This is a genomic window from Rubrivivax soli (assembly GCF_049810355.1).
In the GTDB taxonomy this organism is placed as follows: Bacteria; Pseudomonadota; Gammaproteobacteria; order Burkholderiales; family Burkholderiaceae_C; genus Rubrivivax.
This window is the reverse complement of the sequence record NZ_CP187368.1, coordinates 81,267-100,927: the sequence shown is the minus strand read 5'-3', so window position 1 is coordinate 100,927 and position 19,661 is coordinate 81,267. Positions and strand designations below refer to the sequence as shown.

Sequence of the window (19,661 nt, the reverse complement as noted above, 5' to 3'; positions counted from 1 at the left end):
GTCACAGGTCCAGCAGGTTGAAGGCCACCGAGAACAGCGCGTCGGCCGCGATGACGAGGAAGATGGCCTGCACCACGGCCGCGGTGGTCTGCCGGCCCACGCTGTCGGCGCCGCCGGCCGTGCGCAGCCCCTGGAAGCAGCCCACCAGCACGATGATCTGCGCGAACACCAGCGCCTTGCCCACGCCCAGCAGCAGCGCCGAGCCCTGCATCACGCGGCCGAAGCGGTCGGTGAACTCGGCGAAGCCGATGCCCAGCTGCGAGCGCGCCATCACCATGCCGCCGAGCACGCCCGCGATGTCGGCGAACACCGTCAGCAGCGGCAGTGCCAGCGCCATCGCCATCAGCTTGGGCCACACCAGGCGCTGCAGCGGGTGGATGCCCAGTGTCTGCAGCGCGTCGATCTCCTCACCCACCACCATGGTGCCCAGCTGCGCGGCGAACGCCGAGCCCGAGCGCCCGGCGATGATGATGGCGCTGATGAGCGGGGCGAACTCGCGCAGCATCGCGTAGCCCACCAGCTCGACGACGAAGATGTTGGCGCCGTAGTGCCGCAGCTGGTCGGCGCCCTGGTAGGCCACGACCACGCCCAGCAGGAAGGCGGTGACGCCCACGATCGGCAAGGCGTCGAAGCCGCCGAGCTCGATCTCGCGCAGCAGCACGCGCCAGCGCCAGCCGCGCGGCCGGCGCAGCAGGCCCGCGCCCGCCACCGCCACGTCGCCGACGAACGCCACGAAGGCCAGCACCTGCGCGACCGCGGCCAGCGTGCTGCGACCGGTGCGGTCCAGCAGGCCGTGGCGCGGCGCCTGCAGCAGCGGCGGACGCGGGGCGGCACGCAGCGCATCCGTCAGGCGCCGGGCGCGGTCGTCGCGGCCGGGCGCGCCGGCGGCGGCGTGGGGGGGCGGGGGCGCGGTCGTGGACATCCGTGACGGTGCAATGCAGCAGCCGATGCTGGGCGGGCCGGCGCCGCGTGTCTGTCCGTTGCCGCACCATCGCAGACGGACGCGGCTGTGCGCAGGCGCACCGACGCCGGGGCCGCCCGGCGACTACAACCCGGTGCATGCCGATGCGCGCCTTGGCTCTGAAGCGGACGGCCCGCGTGCTGGCCGGCCTGACCGTCATGCTGCTGCTGCCGGCGCTGCTGCTGGCCGTGCTCGGCTGGAACTGGGCACGTGGCCCGTTGCAGGACCTGGTGCTGCGGAAGACGGGCCGCCTTCTGCAGATCGACGGCGACCTGCGCCTGGCCGCGGCCTGGCCGCTGCCCCGGGTGCGGGCGGAGCGTGTGCGCCTGGCCAACCCGGCCTGGGCCAGCGCGCCGCAGCTGCTGCAGGCCGACGCACTGGAAGCCAGCATCGACCTGCGCGAGCTGCTGCGCGGCCGCCTCGCCCTGCCCGAGGTGACGCTGCTGCGCCCCCGGCTGTTCCTGGAACAGGGCGTGGGCGCGGACGGCCAGCCACGCAGGACCTGGCTCTTCGATCCGGCGCAGAGCGACGACACCGCCCGCGTCGACGTCGGCGTGGTGCGGCTGGACCGTGCCGAGGTGCAGTTTCTCGACCCGGTGCAGCGCACGGCGCTGCAGGTCGCGCTGTCCACCGTCGACCCGGGGGCGGCGCCCGCGCGGCCGCTGGTCTTCCAGGCGCACGGGCGCTTTCGCGGCCTGGATCTGCAGGTCGCCGGCAGCGGCGGCGGCGTGCTGGCCTGGCGCGACGGCACCCGGCCCTACCCGCTGCAGGTCGCCGGCAGCATCGGCGCCACGCAGCTGCAGGCCGAGGGCACGGTGACCAGCCTGCTGCGCTGGAGCGCCGCGGACCTGCAGCTGGACCTGCGCGGGCCCGACCTGGCGCTGTTGTACCCGCTGGTCGGAGTGGCGCTGCCGCCGACTCCGGCCTACCGCGTGCAGGGCCGGCTGCAGCGGGTGGGTGCCAACTGGTTGCTCGCGCCCTTCCGGGGACAGGTGGGCCACAGCGACGTCGCCGGCGCACTGCAGGTCGCCACGGACGGGCCGCGCCCGCTGCTGACGGGCGCGCTGACCTCGCGGCGCCTGGACCTCGCCGACCTGGGCCCCGCCGTGGGTGCCACGCCCACGCCTGCGGCCGCGCCTGCGTCGGCCCGTCCGGTGCTGCCCGAGCTGCCCTTCGACACCGCGCGCTGGGGCAGCCTCGACGCCGACGTGACACTCGCCGCAGCCACTCTGCTGCGCCCGGCTGCGCTGCCGCTGGACCGGTTGCAGCTGCGCCTGCGCCTGCAGGACCGCCGCCTGACGCTGGACCCGCTGGACTTCTCGCTCGCCGGCGGCCAGCTGCGCGCGCAGGTGGTGCTGGACGGCCGCAGCCAGCCGCTGCGCGGGCAGCTGGGGCTGCAGCTGCGCGACGTGCAGCTGGCGCGCCTGCTGCCCGCCGTGGACCTGCAGCGCGCCAGCATCGGCCGCCTGCAGGGCGACGCCGCGCTCAGCGGCGAGGGCGCGTCGGTGGGCCGGCTGCTGGCCAGCGCCGATGGTCGCGTGCGCCTCGTCGCGCAGGACGGCGCGATCAGCCGCCTGCTGATGGAGCAGATCGGGCTGCACCTGCTGGAGATCCTGCGCCTGAACCTGAGCGGCGACGAGACGGTGGCACTGCACTGCGTGGTGGCCGACTTCGACGTCGCCCGCGGCACGATGCGCCCGCGGGTGCTGGTGCTCGACACCGCCGTCAGCACGGTGCTGGGCGCAGGCAGCATCAGCCTGGCCGACGAGACGCTGGACCTGCGCTTCGTGCCGCGCACCAAGGTCACCAGCCTGGTGGCGCTGCGCAGCCCGGTGTTCCTGCGCGGCCCGTTCCGCCAGCCCGAGGTGCGCCTGGACAGCGGCCAGATGGTGGCGCGCGGCCTGGGCGCGCTGGCACTGGGCCTGGTGAACCCGCTGCTCGCCCTGCTGCCGCTGTTCGACGGCGGCCCGGGCGCCGACAGCCCCTGCGCACAGCTGGTGCAGGACGCACGGGCGCCGCTGGAGACCGCCGCGACCGTGCAGCGGCGGCCGCCGGCAGACGCGGCGGCCTCGGCGCCCAGGTGAGCCGCAGGCACGGCGGGCCGCCGGCGCGCACAGCCCGACGGGCACGCCGCGCGGTCAGGTGCCGCGGCCGCCGCCCGGGCTGCGCTCGGGCGCCAGCAGGTCATGCCGCTCGCGCGGCACGAAGGCCTGCCGGTCCGGATCGTGGTCCCAGCGTTCCACCACCGCACGTTCGGCGGCGGCGGCCTCGATGCGGATCACGTTCACCGAGTTGCCGGCGCCCGCGCGCACGCGGCTGCTGACGGCCGTGCCGGCCTGCACCGCCCAGCCGCCGCCGGCCAGCGGCAGCACGAAAGGCAGGTGGATGTGGCCGCCGATGATCAGGTCCACGCCCGCCGCCCCCCAGGCCTGCAGCGCCGCGGCGTGCCCGTGCAGGCGGTTCTTGCCGTCCTCGGGCCGCGTCACCGCCAGCGGCTGGTGCACCACCACCAGACGCCGCTGTCCGGGCCGCGCCCGGGCCAGGCGCTGCGCGACCCGCCCGACCTGCGCGGCCGAGACCTCGCCGTCCTCGTGCCGCCACCAGCGCGTGGTGTTCACGGCCAGCAGCAGCAGGTCGTCGGTCTCCAGGCTCGGCTCGAGGTCGGTGCCGAAGGCGGCGCTGTAGCGCGCATACGGCCGCAGCAGGCGCAGCGGCAGCTGCCACAGCGGGATGTCGTGGTTGCCCGGCACCGCCACGCAGCGCGGCACCTGCAGCCGCTGCACGAAGGCCTGCGCCGCGGCGAACTGCGCCCGCGTCGCGCGCTGGGTGATGTCGCCCGACAGCAGCAGCACCTGCGGCCGCAGCGCCAGCGCCAGCCGCACCAGCGCGTCGACGACGGCCGGGCGCTCGGTGCCGAAATGCGGGTCCGAGACCTGCAGCAGCAGCGTCATCCGGCCTCCGCGGCCGTGTCCTGCCGCGCCGGCGGCCGCAGCAGGTCCAGCGCCTGCGGCGCGACGCGGAAGTGCAGCGGCAGCCGCATCCAGCCCACCTCGCCGTCGGTGGCCACCTTGATGCGCATGGCACCCAGCGTGCCCAGGCGGCGGCTCGGGCGCACCGTGAGCTGGCGCGTGGCGATGTGGATCAGCTCGTCGGCGCCGCCCAGGCGACCGAAGGCACCGCGCCACAACAGGCCGAGCATCTGCAGCAGCCCCACCGGGCGCAGCGCGATCGCGGCCAGGTGCCCGTCCTCGACGGCCACGGCCTCGGGCAGCCCCAGCTGCTGCAGCTGCAGTGCGTTGTTGCCCACGAACAGCGTCGGCGTGCGCAGCTCGCGTTCCTGACCCTGGCTGTGCACGCGCAGGCGCAGGCTGCGGTGGCCGCGCAGCAACGTGGCCAGGCCGGCGCCGAAGGCCACCAGGCGGCTGCGGCCGAACTGGCGCTTCCAGTCCTCGCGTTCCTCCAGCAGCTGCGGGTACAGGCCCAGGCTGGCGTTGACCAGGAACACGCGGTCGCCGACCAGCCCCACCTGCGCCGGCTGCGTGTGGCCGGCCAGCAGCACCTGCAGTGCATCGGCGGTCTCGGCCGGGATGCCGTGCGTGCGGCTGAAGTAGTTGAAGGTGCCCTGCGGCAGCACGCCGAAGGCGCAGCCACTGCCCAGCGCGGCCTGGGCCACGGTGTTGATCGTGCCGTCGCCGCCGGCGGCGACCACCACGCCACCGCACTGCCGCGCCTGCGCGACCGCCTGGCGCGCGATGCTGCCCAGCTGCCGCGGGTCCTGCACTTCCACCAGGTGCAGCGTGCGTTGCGCCGCGGCGCAGCCGGTGCGCAGCGTCGCGCGCACCTCGTCGGCCCGGCCGTGGCCGGCGCCGACGTTGAACACCACCACCAGCGGCGGCCCCGACGGCGGCGCCCCGGAGGCGGGCAGGTCGGTCGGGTTCATGCAGGGCACGCGCAAGCCATCGGCCGATGATGCGCCACGCCGGGCCGCCGCGGTACATGGGCCTGCCCGGCGGGGGGCTGCAGCGGCCGGCCCGGTTCCAGGACCGCCGCGGGCGCAGCGTGGGCCAGCGCACAGATCCGCCGCCGGCGCGGTCCGCACACTGGCACCTGAGCCCGCCACGCACCGCCCGCATCCCCCTGCCCTGCCCCGATGACCAGGATCCGCGCCGGACAAACCCCAGGCCCGCCGTCGCGGACCGAGCCGCGCACGCGCTTGCAGGTGCGCATGCACGACCCCGCATGTGCAGGCGAGCACGCGGCCAGGCGCAGGCTCGAGCCCGGCAGGCAGCCGCGGTGGCCGCGCCCCGGTGCGTGCGCCATCGGCCCGCACACGCGGTCGCGGCCGGCAAGCCCGAGAACCCGATGACGCCGCCGCCCGGGTTCCGCACCGAGACCGACAGCTTCGGTCCCATCGACGTGCCGGTCGACGCGCTGTGGGGCGCGCAGACCGCGCGCAGCCTGCACCACTTCGCCATCGGCGAGCAGCGCATGCCGCTGGACATCGTGCACGCGCTGGCGCAGGTCAAGCGGGCCGCGGCCGAGGTGCACGCCGAGCTCGGCCTGCTGGAGCCGGCCCGCGCCGCGGCGGTGGCCGATGCCGCCGCGCGCGTCGCCGCCGGTGCGCTGGATGCGCAGTTTCCGCTGTCGCTGTGGCAGACCGGCTCGGGCACGCAGAGCCACATGAACGTCAACGAGGTGATCGCCCATCTGGCCACCGCGGCGCTTGCCGGCACACAGCCGGACGCACGCCGCGTGCACCCGAACGACGAGGTGAACCTGGGCCAGTCGTCGAACGACGTGTTCCCGACCGCGATGCACATCGCCGCGGTGCTGCGCACGCGCCCGCTGCTGGCGCAGCTGGCCGCGCTGCGCGCGGCGCTGCGCGGCCAGGCAGCGGCGACTCGCGGCGTGCTCAAGGTCGGCCGCACCCACCTGCAGGACGCAGCGCCGGTCACCTTCGGCCAGGAGTTCGGTGCCCACGAGGCGCAGCTGGCGCTGGCCGAGGCCGCGATCCGCCGCGCGCTGCCCGACGTGCACGGGCTGGCCATCGGCGGCACCGCGGTGGGCACGGGGCTCAACACGCATCCCGCGTTCGGCACCCGCGTCGCGGCGGTGCTGGCGCAGCGGCTCGGCGCCCCGTTCGTGGTCGCCGACAACCTGTTCGCGGCGATGGCCGGCCACGAGGCACTGGTGGGCCTGCACGCGGCGCTGAGGACGCTGGCGGTGGCGCTGCACAAGATCGGCAGCGACATCCGGCTGATGGGCAGCGGGCCGCGCGCCGGACTGGGCGAGCTTCGCCTGCCGGCCAACGAGCCCGGCAGCTCGATGATGCCGGGCAAGGTCAACCCGACGCAGGTGGAGGCGCTGACGATGGTCTGCGCGCAGGTGATGGGGCACGACGTCGCCATCGGCATCGCCGCCGCGCAGGGGCAGTTCGAGCTCAACGTCTGCAAGCCGCTGATCGCCTTCGACCTGCTCGACAGCCTGCGCCTGCTGTCGGACGCGATGGCGAGCTTCCGCGCCCACTGCATCGAGGGCCTGGAGGTCGATGCCGACCGGGCCGGGGCGCTGCTGGCGCGCTCGCTGCTGGGGGTGACGGCGCTGGTGCCGCACATCGGCTACGACCGCGCCGCGCTGATCGCCCACCACGCCCATGCCCGCGGCCTGGACCTGCGCCAGGCGGCGCTGGACATCGGTGGCGTCGCCGCCGCCGACTACGACGCCTGGGTCGACCTCGCACGCATGGCCGAGCCCGGAGCCGCCCGCGCCGGTGACGGCGGCGGCAATGCCGCTGCGCTCACGAGATCAGGTCCTCCACCGTGAGCGTGCGGTAGTGCACCGCCAGCGTGGCGCCGCAGGCGCTGGCGATCTCGGCGGCCGCCGCGGCGGGCCGGCTGTCCTCGACGCGCACCAGCAGCCAGCGGTAGCCCGCGGCGGTCAGCTGCTGGTAGCGCCGCAGCAGCGTGATCTCGTGGCCGAAGCCCGCCAGCGGGCCGGCGTTGTCGACCAGTGCCCGCAGTTCGGCCGCACTGTCCGACGGCACGAAAGGCTGCACCGCCGCCCGCGGCCAGCCCGCCGCCTGCAACGCGACCGCCAGGGCGTCGGCCTCCGACTGCGTGGGCAGGCCCACCATCACGTGGCCGACCGGCTTGAAGACGCCGAACGAGGTCGGCAACGTGTCGGGGTCTTGCGCGGGGCTGGTGGTGGTCATGGCGGCTGCGGTGCGGAGGCCCCATCGTCGCGGGCGCGGCGGCGCGTGGTCTGTACGCTGGCGCACGGGCAGCGGCCCGCCGCCGGCGCGCCCGCCGCGCGTGCGCGGCGGGGCGTCAGAGCGCCGGTGCGGGCGGAAAGTCCACCGGCACCTGCGTCGTGCCGTGCAGGTAGTTCGTGACCGTCTTGTCGCCGATGACGACGATGGCGTCGACGAGCTGCGCCTGTGTCCAGCCCGCGGCCAGGAACGCGTCGACCAGCGCCGGGTCGGCATGGCCGCGTGCGACCGCGATGTGCTTCACGAGCACGGCGAGCGCGTGGAGCTTCGCGTCCCAGGACGCGCCGCCGCGGCGGATCTCGAGGATCTGCGGCGGCGTGAAGCCGACCATGCCGCCGATGGCGGTGTGCGCGGCCAGGCAGTACGCGCAGTCGTTCACCTGGCTGACGACGAGATTGACGACCTCGCGCGCCTGGGCGCCGAGGCTGCTGCGGGCGTTCTGGAAGGCCAGGTAGCTGCCGAGCGCATGTTCGCTGAGCGCGAGCGTCGCGTACAGGTTGGGCACCCTGCCCAGGGACTTCTGCAGCATGTCGAAGTGGGCCTGGTTCGCGGGGCTGACCTGGTCGCGGGTGGGGACGGTGAAGGTGGGCATGGAGGTGTCCTCGGGTCGGGTTGATGCGGTGGAGCGCACTTTGATTGCTTCCCACCATGTCCACTAGACACGGCGCAGGCCTAACATTCAGTCCCGTGAGGAACAGGAAGGAGCCCCGATGGACCGCCTGCAGACCATGCAGACCTTCGTGCGGGTGGTGGAAGCCGGCAGCTTCTCGGCGGTGGCCAGGGAGGCCGGCGCCACGCAGAGCGCGATCAGCAAGCAGGTTGCCGCACTCGAGCGCGCGCTGGGCGTGCAGCTGCTCAGCCGCACCACGCGGTCGCTGGCCCTCACCGAGGAAGGCGAGCGCTACTTCGAACAGGCGCGGCGGCTGGTGGCCGAGATCGCCGAGGCCGAGGCCGCGCTGCGCCGTGGCGAGCGCCAGCTGCAGGGCTGGCTGCGCGTGGCGGCGTCGGTCGGATTCGGCCGCCTGAAGCTGCTGCCGGTGGTGCAGCGCTTCCTGTCGGACCACCCGGGCGTGAAGATCGACCTCAAGCTCCACGACGGCTTCATCGACCTCGTCGAGCAAGGCATCGACGTCGCGGTGCGCATCGGCGCGCTGGCCGACAGCAGCCTGGTCGCGCGGCGCGTCGGCACCACGCGGCGCGCGGTGGTGGCCACGCCCGCGTACCTGCGCGGTCTGCCCAAGGGCCGCGGCAGCCCGGCGCTGCCACGGGTGCCGGCCGACCTGCTGCAGCACAACTGCATCGTCTACACCGAGCTGGCGGCACGCCATGCGTGGAGCTTCACGGCAGGGCCGGGTGCGGGCGCCGCGGCAGGCACGACACAGGTCGTGCGCGTGACCGGCAACCTGCAGACCAACAGCAGCGAGATCGCCCGCGCCAGCGTGCTCGCAGGCATGGGCATCGGCTACTCGCCGCGCTGGCTGTTCGATGCCGAGCTCGCCAGCGGGCAGCTGCAGGTGCTGCTGCCCGACTGGCCCGCGCCGGACCTGCCCATCCACGTGGTCAGCCCGGCCCAGCGGCGGCACTCGGCGAAGGTGCAGGCCTTCGGCGACGCGGTGATGCAGGCGCTGCGCTGAGCCGGTGCACCGGGCGGGTCCGACCGGCAGCGCGGCCCGCCGCCGCCTGCACGGTCGCGTGCACCGACGCACAATGCGCCCGTGCAGTGCCTCCGCCACATGCCGGCATCGCTGGCCGCCCGGGTCGCCGCGCTGGCCACGGCCAGCCTGCTGCTGGGCTGCGCGACCACGTTCGACAACCAGCCGCTGAACCGGCCGATCACGCCCGAGTTCGTGCGCCAGGCCGCTGCGCCGCGCGACATCGTGGGCCGCGACGTCATCGGGCTGTCGCTGTCGGGCGGCGGCATGCGCGCCGCCGCGTTCTCGTTCGGGGTGCTGCAGGCCCTGGTCGGCGATGCGGCCGGTGCCGGCGACGTCTACGACGACATCACCTTCATCTCCAGCGTCTCCGGCGGCTCGCTGACGGCGGCCTACGTGGCGCTGCACGGTCGCGCAGGCCTGGCGCATCTGCGCGAACGCGTGCTGCTGCAGGACCTGGAGCGCGACCTGCGGGTGGACCTGCTGTCGCCGTCGAACCTGCTGCGTCTGCTGGCCGGCGGCCTGAACGACCGCAGCAACCTGGCGCAGCGCCTCGACACGGAGGTCTTCCACGGCGCCACGTTCGCCGACCTGTACCGCCGCAACAAGCCGGACGTGTGGATCAACGCGACCGACCTCTACAACCGCACGCCCTTCCCGTTCACGCCGCAGGCCTTCCTGGCGCTGTGCAGCGACCTGCCGTCGCTGCGCGTGTCCGAGGCGGTGGCCGCATCGATGGCGGTGCCGCTGGTGTTCGCCCCGGTGGTGCTGCACACCTTCCCCGACCACTGCCTGACACCGCTGCCGCCGCGGCTGGAGGCGCTGCTGGGCGACCCGGCGCGCGTGGCCACCGACCCGGTGGCCTCGGTGGCGCGCGCGATGCGCCACTACCGCGACGCCACGCGCATGCGCTTCCTGAAACTGGCCGACGGCGGCCTGACTGACAACCAGGGCCTGTCCAGCATCCTCGTCGCCCGCGCGCTCTCGGGCACCGCCTACGGGCCGCTGAACGAGGCCGACGCCGTGCGCATCCGCCGCCTGCTGTTCCTGATCGTCGACGCCGGTCGCCCGCCGGCCGGCGACTGGGCGCTGCGGCTGGACGGGCCCTCGGGCGTCGACGTGGGCGTGGCGGCGGCCGACGCCGCGATCGACGCCGCCACCCGGCTCAGTTCGGCCGCCTTCCATGCGATGACCGCCGAGTGGCGCAACAGCATCGTGCGGTACCGCTGCGCGCTGGACGCGGCCACGGTGCGCCGCCATCTGCCCGCCGGCGAGGCCTGGCAATGCGACGACGTGCAGTTCGTGGTGGAGACCATCAGCGCCGAAGCGCTGGACCCGGCACGCGCGCAGCGGCTGCGCGCGATGCCCACGCGGCTGGCGCTGCCGGCGGCCGACGTGGACGCCGCCATCGCCGCCGGCCGCGACGCCACGCTGCAGAGCGCGGCGCTGCGCGCGCACCTCGCCCGGCGCGGCGCCCAGCAGCGCTGACCCGTGCGCTGCGCCGGTGGCACCGGCGGCACGCGGCCGTCCCGCTGGCCGGTCCGCACGGTGGCGGGCGGCATGCCCGGCATGCCTACACCTCGAAGAGCGGCGTTCGCAGCGCGCGCGTGGGCGGGCGCGCAGCGCGTCCGAACCGCACGCCATCCGCGTGGAGTCGTGGAAGGTCTCGGGTGTCCCTGCAGGTCCAGGAGGCGCGCCCCTGGCCGTCGATCCGCTTGCACGCAGGCTGCAGCAGGTGCCGGCGTGCGAAGCCGACCTGCACGACCTGCCAGGCAGGGCGTCCGGCCGGGACAACGCAGCCCCTGGACCCACATGCCCACCCGCGCGACGACCGCACCGAGCAACAGGCCCTGCCAGGCCTGATGCCAGGGCGTGGGAGTCTTGACCGGACAGGCGTTCAGGTCGACGGCCCCTGGGCCGATGCGGGACGGAGGTGCCGGGCGGCGGGCCCGGCTACTCGCTCGGATCACACAGAAACCCGCCGTAGATGAAGAAGTCCTCGTCGAGCGGCTGTTCAGCGAAGACGTGGCCGTGCGAACGGGACCGCGGGATGCGGGGGCATGGGGTTGCCGCTCCCTGCCTGGCCAGCGCAGACAGTTGCTGCCCCAGTTCCCGGATGGTGTCGTTCCGCTGCTCGACGTTGGCAGGCATGTAGATCGTGATGAACTTGCCGGCCTGGTCTCCGTAGGTCTTCTCTTGCTTGTAGGTCTGTCGGATGAGCAGGCTGCGCGACTGAACGACCTTGTGGAAGATCCGTCGCGCGGCGAGAAACGGGAGCACCACGCCCGCGACCGCTTCGGCACCGTCCACCGCCGTGCTGACGTGGTACTTGCGACAAGGATTCGGACACGTCTCGATGCACTGGGCATAGATCGTTCCGGGCACCGCGATGTAGGCGCCGTTGGAAGGGAAATACCGGGGATCGGTTGCCATGACGTCGGGGCCTGGGTGGTGGTGGTGCGGCAACGCACGGTACGGCGTTCGGTGCGGCGTGGCATCGCTGGTCCGCGGGACGAATGTGTCGCGGGACGACCCCGGGAAACCGGTCCCGCAAGCGGCGCGCTCCGTCCGTCCAGCGGACACACGGCCCGGCCACGCGCGCCGTGCACCGATCGTCCCGCGAGTGCGCGGCCTGCGACGTCGCGCCGGGCAAGGCGCGGCACCTGGCGATGCCGATCGGGCCACCGCGACGACCCCCTCGAGGGCGGCACCGTCTGCAGCGGTCAGCAGCGCAGCCGCGGCCGGTGTGCGCCGCATCCGGCATGGGAGGACCCAGGCCGGATCGCCGGGCGAACCCGGCTGCGCTACCGCTTCGGACCCTGCGCCCGGTCCAGCGTGATCTCGTACAACGAGGTCGTGTCGCTGACCTCGTGCGCAGCCGCCAGGTGGTAGCGGCCGCCGGCCTTGAAGGCGACCAGACCTTCGGGCGAGAGATCACCTTCGCCGACGATCATGTCGACGTAGCGCACCCTGCGCGGATGGGTGATGTCGAAGACGGCGATCGCCGCCTTGAGGGTCCGCTCCAGTCCGATGAAGGCCAGGACACGGCCTTCGATGTGCAGCAGCGCCAATCCCTCGGGCTCGACCCCCTTGTTGTCGCTGCGGCCGTCGTCGTAGATGCCCAGGCGCATCGCTTCGCGGTCGAGCAGGCTGCCGCTGTCGTAGACGAGGCGACCGTCCGGCGTGCGGATCGAGAACGAGTGCCCGCCGAACTTGACCAGCGGGCCACCACGCGCCGAGTCGATGTTCGACAGGGTGATGCGCGCCAGCTCGGTCGCACTCGTGAGCTCGACCGAGGACGCGCCGGCGCCGCCCCGCCGCTCGTCCTCGCTGTCGCCGGAGCCGTTGTCACGCGCGTCGCCTTCGTTGGCCATCACCAAGTAGCTCCGGCCCCGGTGCTCGTAGGTCGCCAAGGTGTCGGGCTGGTAGAGGCCCTGGACCGGGACCGGGCGCACCTCCAGGCGGTCGTCACGATCGTCGGGGTCGATCTCGTTGCCAGGCAGGCTGAAATCCTTCAGGCCGAGGCTGTGGATGCGCTCGAAGCGGAGCTTCACGAGGTCCAGCACGGCGATGCCGTTGGCCTCCTGCAGGCTGACATAGGCCTTCCTGCCCGTCTTGTCGACGGCGATGTACTCGGGCTCGGGACCATAGGGGCAATACGTGGCCGGCTGGGTGGACAGCGTGCCCAGCGCAGGAAACAGGCGCAGCGTGTCGTAGCCGGGCGTCGACGGCGACAGCGGCACCGAAACCACCGCACGCGAGGCGACGTCGATCACGCTGACACCGCCCTCCGGGTCGGCCGGGCAATCGACGCCCGGCGCGGGCACGAGGTTGCCGTTGGCATCTTCCACCAGCGTGCGTTCGCGCGGCGTGGCCTCGTTGGCCACCAGGACGCGCAGGCCGTCGGGCGTGAAGCTGAGCATGTCGGGCAGCGAACCGACCACCACCGGCTGTCCGGCCTGGGCGCGGCTGCGTGTGTCGACGAAGACGACGAGGCCCGGCAGATCGCGGTTGGTGGTGTTCTCCAGCGCCAGGGCGGCGAGTCCGTCGTGGATGGCGACGCTGTTGACGGCGCCGAGGTGGCGCACGTCGATCTGCGCCACGCGCTGGCCGCTGGTGCGGTCGAGCACGTCGACGCCGACGACTCCGGCCACCCAGAGCGTGTCGGTGTGGTGGTCGTACGCCACGATCTCGGCCTTCTGGCCGGCGATGGCGCCAGGAAGCTTGTGGTCGAACTGCCACAGGCGGCTGATGCCGACATCGGCGGCCCACGCGGCCGTGCCGGACATCGCGCATGCAGCTGCCAGCGCTGCGGCAGCAGCGATGGTCCTGAGGTGATGCAGGGCGTTGCTTGATCGGCGCATGGGCGTGGGAGTCTCGGTGGTGGACGGCAACCCGACACGATGGCGCAGACCTGTGACGATGGCGTGTCGGCTTCGTGACGACACGCGAGGCGTGCTGGCGTGGCGTCGAGCGGAAGCACTCGGGGCGACCGGCTCGCGACGGCAACCTGTGCCTGCGACGCATCGCGTGGCGCGGCGGGTCCTCTGCACCGGCGCCGAACTGCCGCCGCCCGGCCACGCGCCGTCTCCCGCCGCGAAGCCGACGGCCCGGGCGCGCTGCCCACGCCCGCACGGCGCGGGCACGCAGCGCCGTGGCTGCCGCGCGCGGCCCCGCTACAGTCGCTCCGTTGCAGGCGGGGAAGGAGCATCGAGGCGATGGACGAAGCAGCGCCGGTCCCGGCACCGGACGAGATCCTGGCCGAGCTGGCCAGGCTGGGCGAGACGCGCACCTGGGAGCCGGGATCGGTGGTCGTGGCCCAGGGCGACGTGGCCGACTGCATGTACATCGTGCACAGCGGCGCGCTGCGGGCCGTGGTCACGGGCGACGGCGGCCGCAGCACCGAGCTGAACACCCTGGGCCCGGGCGACCTGTTCGGAGAGCTGGTGCTGAGCGGCGAGAGGCGTTCGGCCAGCGTGGAGGTGACCGCCCGCGCGCGCCTGACACGCGTGACGCGCGCAGAGTTCGAACGCGCGCTGCGCACGCGGCCGGACATCGCGCTCGACCTGATCCACCGCCTGGTGCAGCGCGTGCGTGTGCTCACGCGCACCGTCGGCCGCCTGACCTCGGTCGACGTCTACGGCCGTATGGTGGGCCTGTTCGAGGCGCTGGCCGTCCAGGAGGCGGGGTGCCGCGTCGTGCCCGGCCCGCTGAGCCAGGCGCGCATCGCCGAGCGCGTGGGTGCGTCGCGCGCGATGGTCAACCGGCTGATGCACGACCTGGTGCAAGGCGGCTACATCGAGGTCACGCGCGAGCGCATCGCGCTGCTGAGGGATCTGCCGCCGCGCTGGTAGCGGCGGCCAGCGGCGCGTCGGGCGCCCGTTCACTCTTGAGCCGTGCCGCGGCGGCGCCGTCCGCTGCGAAGACCATGCGGGCACCGGAGGGCCAGCGCCGATCGACGAGGAGCCCGCCAGGACCGGCCCGTTGCTGGACCACTCGGTGGTGGCGCCATCTGTTCTTCGGCTCGTCGGAGGGCGTGTTCGACGACGTGCAGCGCACGCTGCAGTCCCGGCCCGCCGGTGCGGTGCGCTACGTGATCCTCGACTTCGAGCGCGTGACCGGCGCCGACGCGTCCGCGGCCCTCAGTCTGGCCAAGTTGCGGCATCTGTGCCGGCGTGCCGGCGCCGTGCTGGTGTACGGCGCGGTGGCGCGCAACATCGCCGCGGCGCTGGGGCGCGAGACTGTCCGTGCCTCCAGGGGCGAGCACGAGGCGCCGCTGCCGTTCGACGACCTCAACACCGCGCTGGCCTGGCGCGAGGAGCGCGTGCTCGCCGCCGCGGAGTCCGGCCGCGACGTCCACCAGGGCCCGGCCGGCGCGCGCCCACCGGGCGAGGCGCAGGAAGACGCAGGATTCGCGGCCTGGCTGCAAGACGAGCTGGGCGCCGGAGTGGACGTCACCGGCTTCCTGGCCCGGCTGCAGCGGCGGCGTTTCGAGACCGCCACCACGCTGTACCGCCAGGGCGACCCGGCCGACGGCATCGACATCGTGGCCGACGGGCGCCTGGTGATCGAGCGCGCCGGAACCGACGGCCGACGGCACCGCCCGCGCACCCTGGCCACGCGCACCGTGGTCGGCGAGATGGGCTTCGTCCCCAGCAGGTCGAAGAACAGGTCCGTCTGCGTGGCGTCCAACCGTGTGACCCGCAGCGGCACGTCCAGGGGCACGCCCGACGGTTGCCCGTGCAGGTAGCACAGCGCACTGTCCGGCTGGAACCCGAGCGCCAGGAGCCGGCGCGCCGTGCCGGGTCGGAGTTCGCTCGGCCGCACTTCCATGGCGACGACGTCCGGCGGAACTTCGTCCACGGCCTCGGGGCTCAGGCCATCCGACACGCTGGCCACCGCGCGGTTGTAGTAGGCGCTGCGGGCCCGCGAACCATCCGTCAGGTGCAGGAGGCTCCGGGTCGAGCCCCGACAGATCCGCGCTGAAGACGAGGCGCAGGTCCTGCGCGCATTGAAGTGCGCGAACTCCAGTTCGGCGGCGAGTCGGTCCAGCAGTGCCGGGTGCGGCTTGCAAGGCACTGCAGCATCCCGCGACGGTCCCGGCAGACGGCGGCTCATGAGGAGACGCGCCGGATCCAGGCGGGATTGCGGTCCGGCCCGGGATGGGCGATGCGCAGCACCGGTCCAGAGCCGCTTGCGTCGCGCACATGGACGTCGAGCTCGCTGCCGATCCGGCCCGCGAACGCGATGCGACTGCCGTCGGGCGACCACGCGGGCGCATAGGCGTCGCCGTCGAACTCGAAGAAGGCCGGAGCGCCTCCCGCTGCAGGCAGCAGACCCACGCGGGTGCGGTCACCACTGCGCCGCTGGAAGGCGATCAGCGTCCCGTCGGGAGACCAACTCGGAAACACATCGGCACTGGATCCACCCGACGTCAGCTGCCGCACGTTGCTGCCGTCGGCATGCATGACCCACAGCTTGAAGTCGGTGCCGTCGCGGTTCGACGCGAAGGCGATCTGCCGGCCGTCCGGTGACCACGCCGGCGTGACGTCCAGGCCCGGACTGCCCGCGGCACGCGCCGTCAGGTTGCGCACGTCCTTCAGTTCCTCGCCATCGAGTTCGGCCACGAAGACATCGGATCCTTCCGGCTCATCACGCTGCGACACGAACGCGAGACGGCGTCCGTCGGGCGCGAACACCGCCTCGCGCTCGTACACGCCGGCGCTGGTGGACAGCACCTTCGCAGGGCGTGAGACGCCGGACAGCCACATCAGGGTCGGCACGTTGCGCGGATCGGTGCTGAAGGAAGTGAACACCAGGGCAAGGCCATCGTCCCGCGCGTGTGGTCGCACGGCATCGGCGGCATTCGGCACGGGCGCGACGGCCGAGCCGTCCAGCGCGACCCGGTACAGACCGCGGCTGCCATCCGGCGCCTCGCTGTCGAACACCAGGTCGTGGCTGCTCGGTGCCGGTGGCGGCGGCGCCGGGCTGTCACCGGCCCCGCCACCGCAAGCCACCCCGCCCACGGCAAGTGCGCCGGCCATCAGCAGTCTGTGCAGGACCATGTTCTCGCAGCCACTCGTTACGCAGCAGGCACGGTAGCAGGCGTCGCGGCCTTGCACGCGGGGTTTGCGACGGACGCGGCGCAGCTGGGTGCGAACGCCGCGCCGGTCGGCACGGAAGCCCAGATGGCGCGTCGGACTGCAGCCATGCCCCGCGCATCCTGCGACGCGCAGCGGGGGCGGGACGGGGTCGTTGCCGCGGGCACCACCTGCATTCGGCGCTTCGCCTGGTTCGCGATGCGGCCTGTCCGGCGCGGTGCGTCTGGCCCGGTCAACCCTCCGGCACAGGCACCGCGCGCGTGCGGCTCGGCACCCAGGGTCTCGGCCAGCAGATCGAAGACCAGGTGGATCCGACGCGCGGTCCGCAGTGGGCGGCGCGTCACGAGCCGGAGCGGGAAGCGGCCATCCCCCCGAGGCTGTCGCACGGGATGGGTGGCGCAGGCACGATGGCCCGCATGAACGCGGGCGCCCGCGCAGCCGCCGGCTGGGCTGCGCGGCCTGGCTTCAGACCCGGTACTTCTTGAACCAGTCGTTGGCCAGCTTCTGCGCGTAGGTGGCGGCGGCCTTGTCGTAGCTGGGCCGGTAGTCGGCGTTGAAGCCGTGGTCGACGTTCGGGAACACCACGATCTCCGAGCCGCTGCCGCCCTGGTTGATCAGGCCGCGCATCCTGGCGATGGTCTCCTGCTTCACGAAGGCGTCGATGCCGGAGTACAGCCCCAGCACCGGCACCTTGATCTCGGCGGCAAAGTCGATCGGGTCCTGCGGCCGCAGGTCGGGTATCTTCAGGCCTTCGAGCAGGCCGTAGTACGCCACTGCGGCGTTCAGGCTGCTGTTGTGGCGGGCGTAGACCCAGGCCGTGCGGCCACCCCAGCAATAGCCCACCAGGCCCGTGCGCCCGGTGTCGGCACGACCACTGGCGCGGGCAAAGGCCAGCGTGGCGTCGAGGTCGGCGCAGACCTGTGCGTCGGGCACCTTGGACACCACCTGAGACAGGATGGTGGGGATGTCCGTCATCTTCGAGACATCGCCCTGGCGGGCGAACATCTCCGGCGCGATCGCGTAGTAACCCATCTTGGCGTAGCGGCGGCACATGTCCTTGATGTGCTCGTGCACTCCGAAGATCTCCTGCACCACCAGCATCACCGGGAACTTGCCGGATCCTGCCGGCATCGCGCGATAGGCCGGGATCCTGCCGTCGGCCACCGGCACGCTGACCTCGCCGGCGACCAGGCCGTTGCTGTCGGTGGTGATGGCCTGGGCCAGCACGGGGTTGGACGCGACGGCGAAGCCCGAGGCCAGCGACGTCATCACGAAGCCGCGCCGCGACAGGCCGGCGTGGGCACTGCCAGCCGTCGTGGCGGGGTGGTTGAAGTCGATCGGCGCGAGTCCGTAGTCCATCAGTTTCATGCGTGCTCCTGGGGTGGTCGAAGGGCGGGTGGGGAAGAAGGGTGCGGGAGGCGGGCGGCCTGCCGGGCGGAACCGGGCGACCGCGCTCCGGGGCGTCCGCCCGGTGCGCGTTCCGGCCAGCCCGCGCAACGGTCGTGAAGCGCCACCACGCGCCGGCCCGTGCAGGTGGAGTCCGTCGCCAGAGGCAAGGGACGCGCGGCTTGTGGCCGCCCGGCGAGGAGCATGGGGGGCGGGCTTGCAGGCTTCGGTGAACGCGGGCCACGCAGGCGGCGCCGCGGAGTCGCGTCCGGACTACGCGTGCATCGGTGCAGGCCCGCGGTCGGCGCGTCAGCCGGGCAACTTCGCCGCCAGCAGATCGATCCTCTCGATGTTCGGCGGTGCGCTGAGCAGGGCTCCAGCGTTGGCCATCAACGCGGCTGCGATCGGGCCATCCAGGTGGGCCTGGCGACCCGCCTCGTCGGCGAAGGCGTCGAACACGCCGAACGTCGAAGGACCGAACTGCAACGCGAACCACGCGGTGGTGCCCGACTCGGCGTTGGCGAGCGGCAGCGCCCCGGCCAGGAAGTCGGCAACGGCGGTCTCCTGGCCAGGTTTGGCTTCGAGACGGACGAACAGGGCGAACCGGGTCATGGGCTGATCCTTTGGCTGAACGGCTGAGCGCTTGCGGGGTGTCGCAGACTACGCCGTGCCGGCCATGCCCACGAGTGGCAAGAAGGCCAATATTGATAGCATTCTCGCCATGCGCGTTCACATCCTTGTTCTCGACGGCGTGTTCGACCTGGGCCTGGCGGCCCTCGCCGACACACTGGGCACGGCCAGACAACTGGCCGGATCGCTGGCGCAAGCGCCAGCACCCATCGAGGTCACGCTGGTCGGAGTGCGGCGTCGCGTGCGCACGGCGCAAGGGCTGACGGTGCCCGTGGTGCCGGTGCATGGTGTGCGGAACCCCGCTGTCGTGCTCGTGCCCGCGCTCGGCGCCAACATGCCGGACACACTCGCGGCGCGCCTGGCCCGTGCGGACGTGGCCGACGCGGCCATCGCGTTGCGACGGTGGTCCACGGCCGGCGCGGTCGTCGGCGCCGCGTGCACGGGCACCTTCCTGCTGGCGGAAAGCGCGCTGCTCGACGGACAACGCGCCACGACGTCATGGTGGCTGGCGCCGATGTTCCGGCAGCGCTATCCGCGCGTGTCCGTCGACGAATCCCGCATGCTGGTCACCTCTGCCGGCTTCACCACGGCCGGTGCCGCCCTGGCCCATCTCGATCTGGCGCTGGGCATCGTGCGCAGCCACAGCCCGACACTGGCGGCGCTGGCGGCGCGCTACCTGCTGGTCGAGGCGCGCGGCTCGCAAGCGGAGTTCGTGATCCCCGATCACCTCGCCCACGCCGACCCGGTGGTCGAGCGCTTCGAGGGCTGGGCCCGACAGCGGCTCGCGCAAGGCTTCTCGCTGGCAGAGGCGGCCGTTGCAGCGGGTGCCAGCGAACGCACGTTGGCGCGGCGCCTGCAAGGCGTGTTGGGCAAGTCACCACTGTCGTACTTCCAGGACCTGCGCGTCGAGCGTGCCGTGCACCTGCTGCGCACCAGCACCGACAGCATCGACCAGATCGCCGCGCAGATCGGCTACTCGGACGGCGTGACCCTGCGCGCCCTGTTGCGCCGCAAGCTCGGCCGCGGCGTTCGGGAGTTGCGGGCCGGTGCCTGAGCGGGTGCAGAGGGTCGGCTGGCGCCGGAAGTGCAGACAGCGGCATCGTCCACCTGCAGGCGACCGCCCTCGGGGATGTCTGGATTCGGCAGGACGCGGCCATCCAGCG

17 protein-coding genes are annotated in these 19,661 nt (G+C 73.3%); 7 read left to right on the top strand and 10 right to left on the bottom strand.

Going from position 1 to position 19,661, the window contains the following annotated elements; translation table 11 throughout:
• Position 1: 1 nt before the first annotated feature.
• On the bottom strand, positions 2–922 hold the full coding sequence (locus tag ACPOLB_RS00430) for an MlaE family ABC transporter permease (RefSeq protein ID WP_425259303.1): 921 nt from the start codon (positions 920–922) through the stop codon (positions 2–4).
• A 143-nt stretch (positions 923–1,065) separates the two neighbouring features.
• Between ACPOLB_RS00430 and ACPOLB_RS00425 the strand changes: the two genes are divergently transcribed.
• A complete protein-coding gene (locus ACPOLB_RS00425) occupies positions 1,066–3,045 on the top strand; it encodes an AsmA family protein (protein WP_425259302.1) in 1,980 nt (659 codons plus the stop codon).
• Positions 3,046–3,099: 54 nt separating this feature from the next.
• Here ACPOLB_RS00425 and ACPOLB_RS00420 read toward each other — a convergent pair whose 3' ends face one another.
• Both ACPOLB_RS00420 and ACPOLB_RS00415 read right to left on the bottom strand, forming a co-directional pair.
• Positions 3,100–3,912 (bottom strand): metallophosphoesterase family protein, encoded by an 813-nt coding sequence (locus ACPOLB_RS00420; protein WP_425259301.1) that lies wholly within the window; start codon positions 3,910–3,912, stop codon positions 3,100–3,102.
• Complete coding sequence (locus ACPOLB_RS00415; RefSeq protein ID WP_425259300.1) at positions 3,909–4,901, bottom strand: diacylglycerol/lipid kinase family protein; 993 nt, start codon at positions 4,899–4,901, stop codon at positions 3,909–3,911. The genes ACPOLB_RS00420 and ACPOLB_RS00415 overlap by 4 nt, the downstream gene beginning before the upstream one ends.
• A 422-nt stretch (positions 4,902–5,323) precedes the next feature.
• Between ACPOLB_RS00415 and ACPOLB_RS00410 the strand changes: the two genes are divergently transcribed.
• Positions 5,324–6,784 carry a class II fumarate hydratase gene (locus tag ACPOLB_RS00410; RefSeq protein ID WP_425259299.1) on the top strand — a complete coding sequence of 487 codons (1,461 nt, stop codon included), beginning with the start codon at positions 5,324–5,326 and terminating at the stop codon, positions 6,782–6,784.
• Here ACPOLB_RS00410 and ACPOLB_RS00405 read toward each other — a convergent pair.
• Together ACPOLB_RS00405 and ACPOLB_RS00400 are read right to left on the bottom strand one after the other, a co-directional pair.
• Positions 6,759–7,172, bottom strand: a complete 414-nt coding sequence (locus ACPOLB_RS00405) for a hypothetical protein (protein ID WP_425259298.1) — start codon at positions 7,170–7,172, stop codon at positions 6,759–6,761. The genes ACPOLB_RS00410 and ACPOLB_RS00405 overlap by 26 nt on opposite strands.
• Positions 7,173–7,287: 115 nt before the next feature.
• Positions 7,288–7,821, bottom strand: coding sequence for a carboxymuconolactone decarboxylase family protein (locus tag ACPOLB_RS00400; RefSeq protein ID WP_425259297.1), 534 nt, complete (start codon positions 7,819–7,821; stop codon positions 7,288–7,290).
• A 118-nt stretch (positions 7,822–7,939) separates the two neighbouring features.
• Between ACPOLB_RS00400 and ACPOLB_RS00395 the strand changes: the two genes are divergently transcribed.
• Positions 7,940–8,863, top strand: a complete 924-nt coding sequence (locus ACPOLB_RS00395; RefSeq protein ID WP_425259296.1) for a LysR family transcriptional regulator — start codon at positions 7,940–7,942, stop codon at positions 8,861–8,863.
• Between the two features lie 81 nt (positions 8,864–8,944).
• Positions 8,945–10,369 carry a patatin-like phospholipase family protein gene (locus ACPOLB_RS00390; protein WP_425259295.1) on the top strand — a complete coding sequence of 475 codons (1,425 nt, stop codon included), beginning with the start codon at positions 8,945–8,947 and terminating at the stop codon, positions 10,367–10,369.
• A 465-nt stretch (positions 10,370–10,834) separates the two neighbouring features.
• Here ACPOLB_RS00390 and ACPOLB_RS00385 read toward each other — a convergent pair whose 3' ends face one another.
• A complete protein-coding gene (locus ACPOLB_RS00385) occupies positions 10,835–11,314 on the bottom strand; it encodes a hypothetical protein (RefSeq protein WP_425259294.1) in 480 nt (159 codons plus the stop codon).
• Between the two features lie 371 nt (positions 11,315–11,685).
• Entirely contained in the window at positions 11,686–13,275 is a 1,590-nt protein-coding gene (locus ACPOLB_RS00380; RefSeq protein WP_425259293.1) for a choice-of-anchor I family protein, read from the bottom strand.
• Positions 13,276–13,599: 324 nt separating this feature from the next.
• Here ACPOLB_RS00380 and ACPOLB_RS00375 point away from each other — a divergent pair, with 324 nt between their 5' ends.
• Together ACPOLB_RS00375 and ACPOLB_RS00370 are read left to right on the top strand one after the other, a co-directional pair.
• Complete coding sequence (locus tag ACPOLB_RS00375; protein WP_425259292.1) at positions 13,600–14,235, top strand: Crp/Fnr family transcriptional regulator; 636 nt, start codon at positions 13,600–13,602, stop codon at positions 14,233–14,235.
• 182 nt (positions 14,236–14,417) lie between these two features.
• Complete coding sequence (locus ACPOLB_RS00370) at positions 14,418–15,131, top strand: cyclic nucleotide-binding domain-containing protein (RefSeq protein WP_425259291.1); 714 nt, start codon at positions 14,418–14,420, stop codon at positions 15,129–15,131.
• 364 nt (positions 15,132–15,495) lie between these two features.
• On the opposite strand, the gene ACPOLB_RS00365 is transcribed toward ACPOLB_RS00370, so the two are convergent.
• From ACPOLB_RS00365 to ACPOLB_RS00355, 3 genes are all read right to left on the bottom strand, one after another.
• Positions 15,496–16,446 (bottom strand): TolB family protein, encoded by a 951-nt coding sequence (locus ACPOLB_RS00365; RefSeq protein WP_425259290.1) that lies wholly within the window; start codon positions 16,444–16,446, stop codon positions 15,496–15,498.
• 501 nt (positions 16,447–16,947) lie between these two features.
• Positions 16,948–17,850 carry a dienelactone hydrolase family protein gene (locus ACPOLB_RS00360; RefSeq protein ID WP_425259289.1) on the bottom strand — a complete coding sequence of 301 codons (903 nt, stop codon included), beginning with the start codon at positions 17,848–17,850 and terminating at the stop codon, positions 16,948–16,950.
• Between the two features lie 327 nt (positions 17,851–18,177).
• A complete protein-coding gene (locus tag ACPOLB_RS00355; RefSeq protein WP_425259288.1) occupies positions 18,178–18,480 on the bottom strand; it encodes a putative quinol monooxygenase in 303 nt (100 codons plus the stop codon).
• Between the two features lie 109 nt (positions 18,481–18,589).
• Between ACPOLB_RS00355 and ACPOLB_RS00350 the strand changes: the two genes are divergently transcribed.
• Complete coding sequence (locus ACPOLB_RS00350) at positions 18,590–19,552, top strand: GlxA family transcriptional regulator (RefSeq protein WP_425261986.1); 963 nt, start codon at positions 18,590–18,592, stop codon at positions 19,550–19,552.
• Positions 19,553–19,661: the final 109 nt, after the last annotated feature.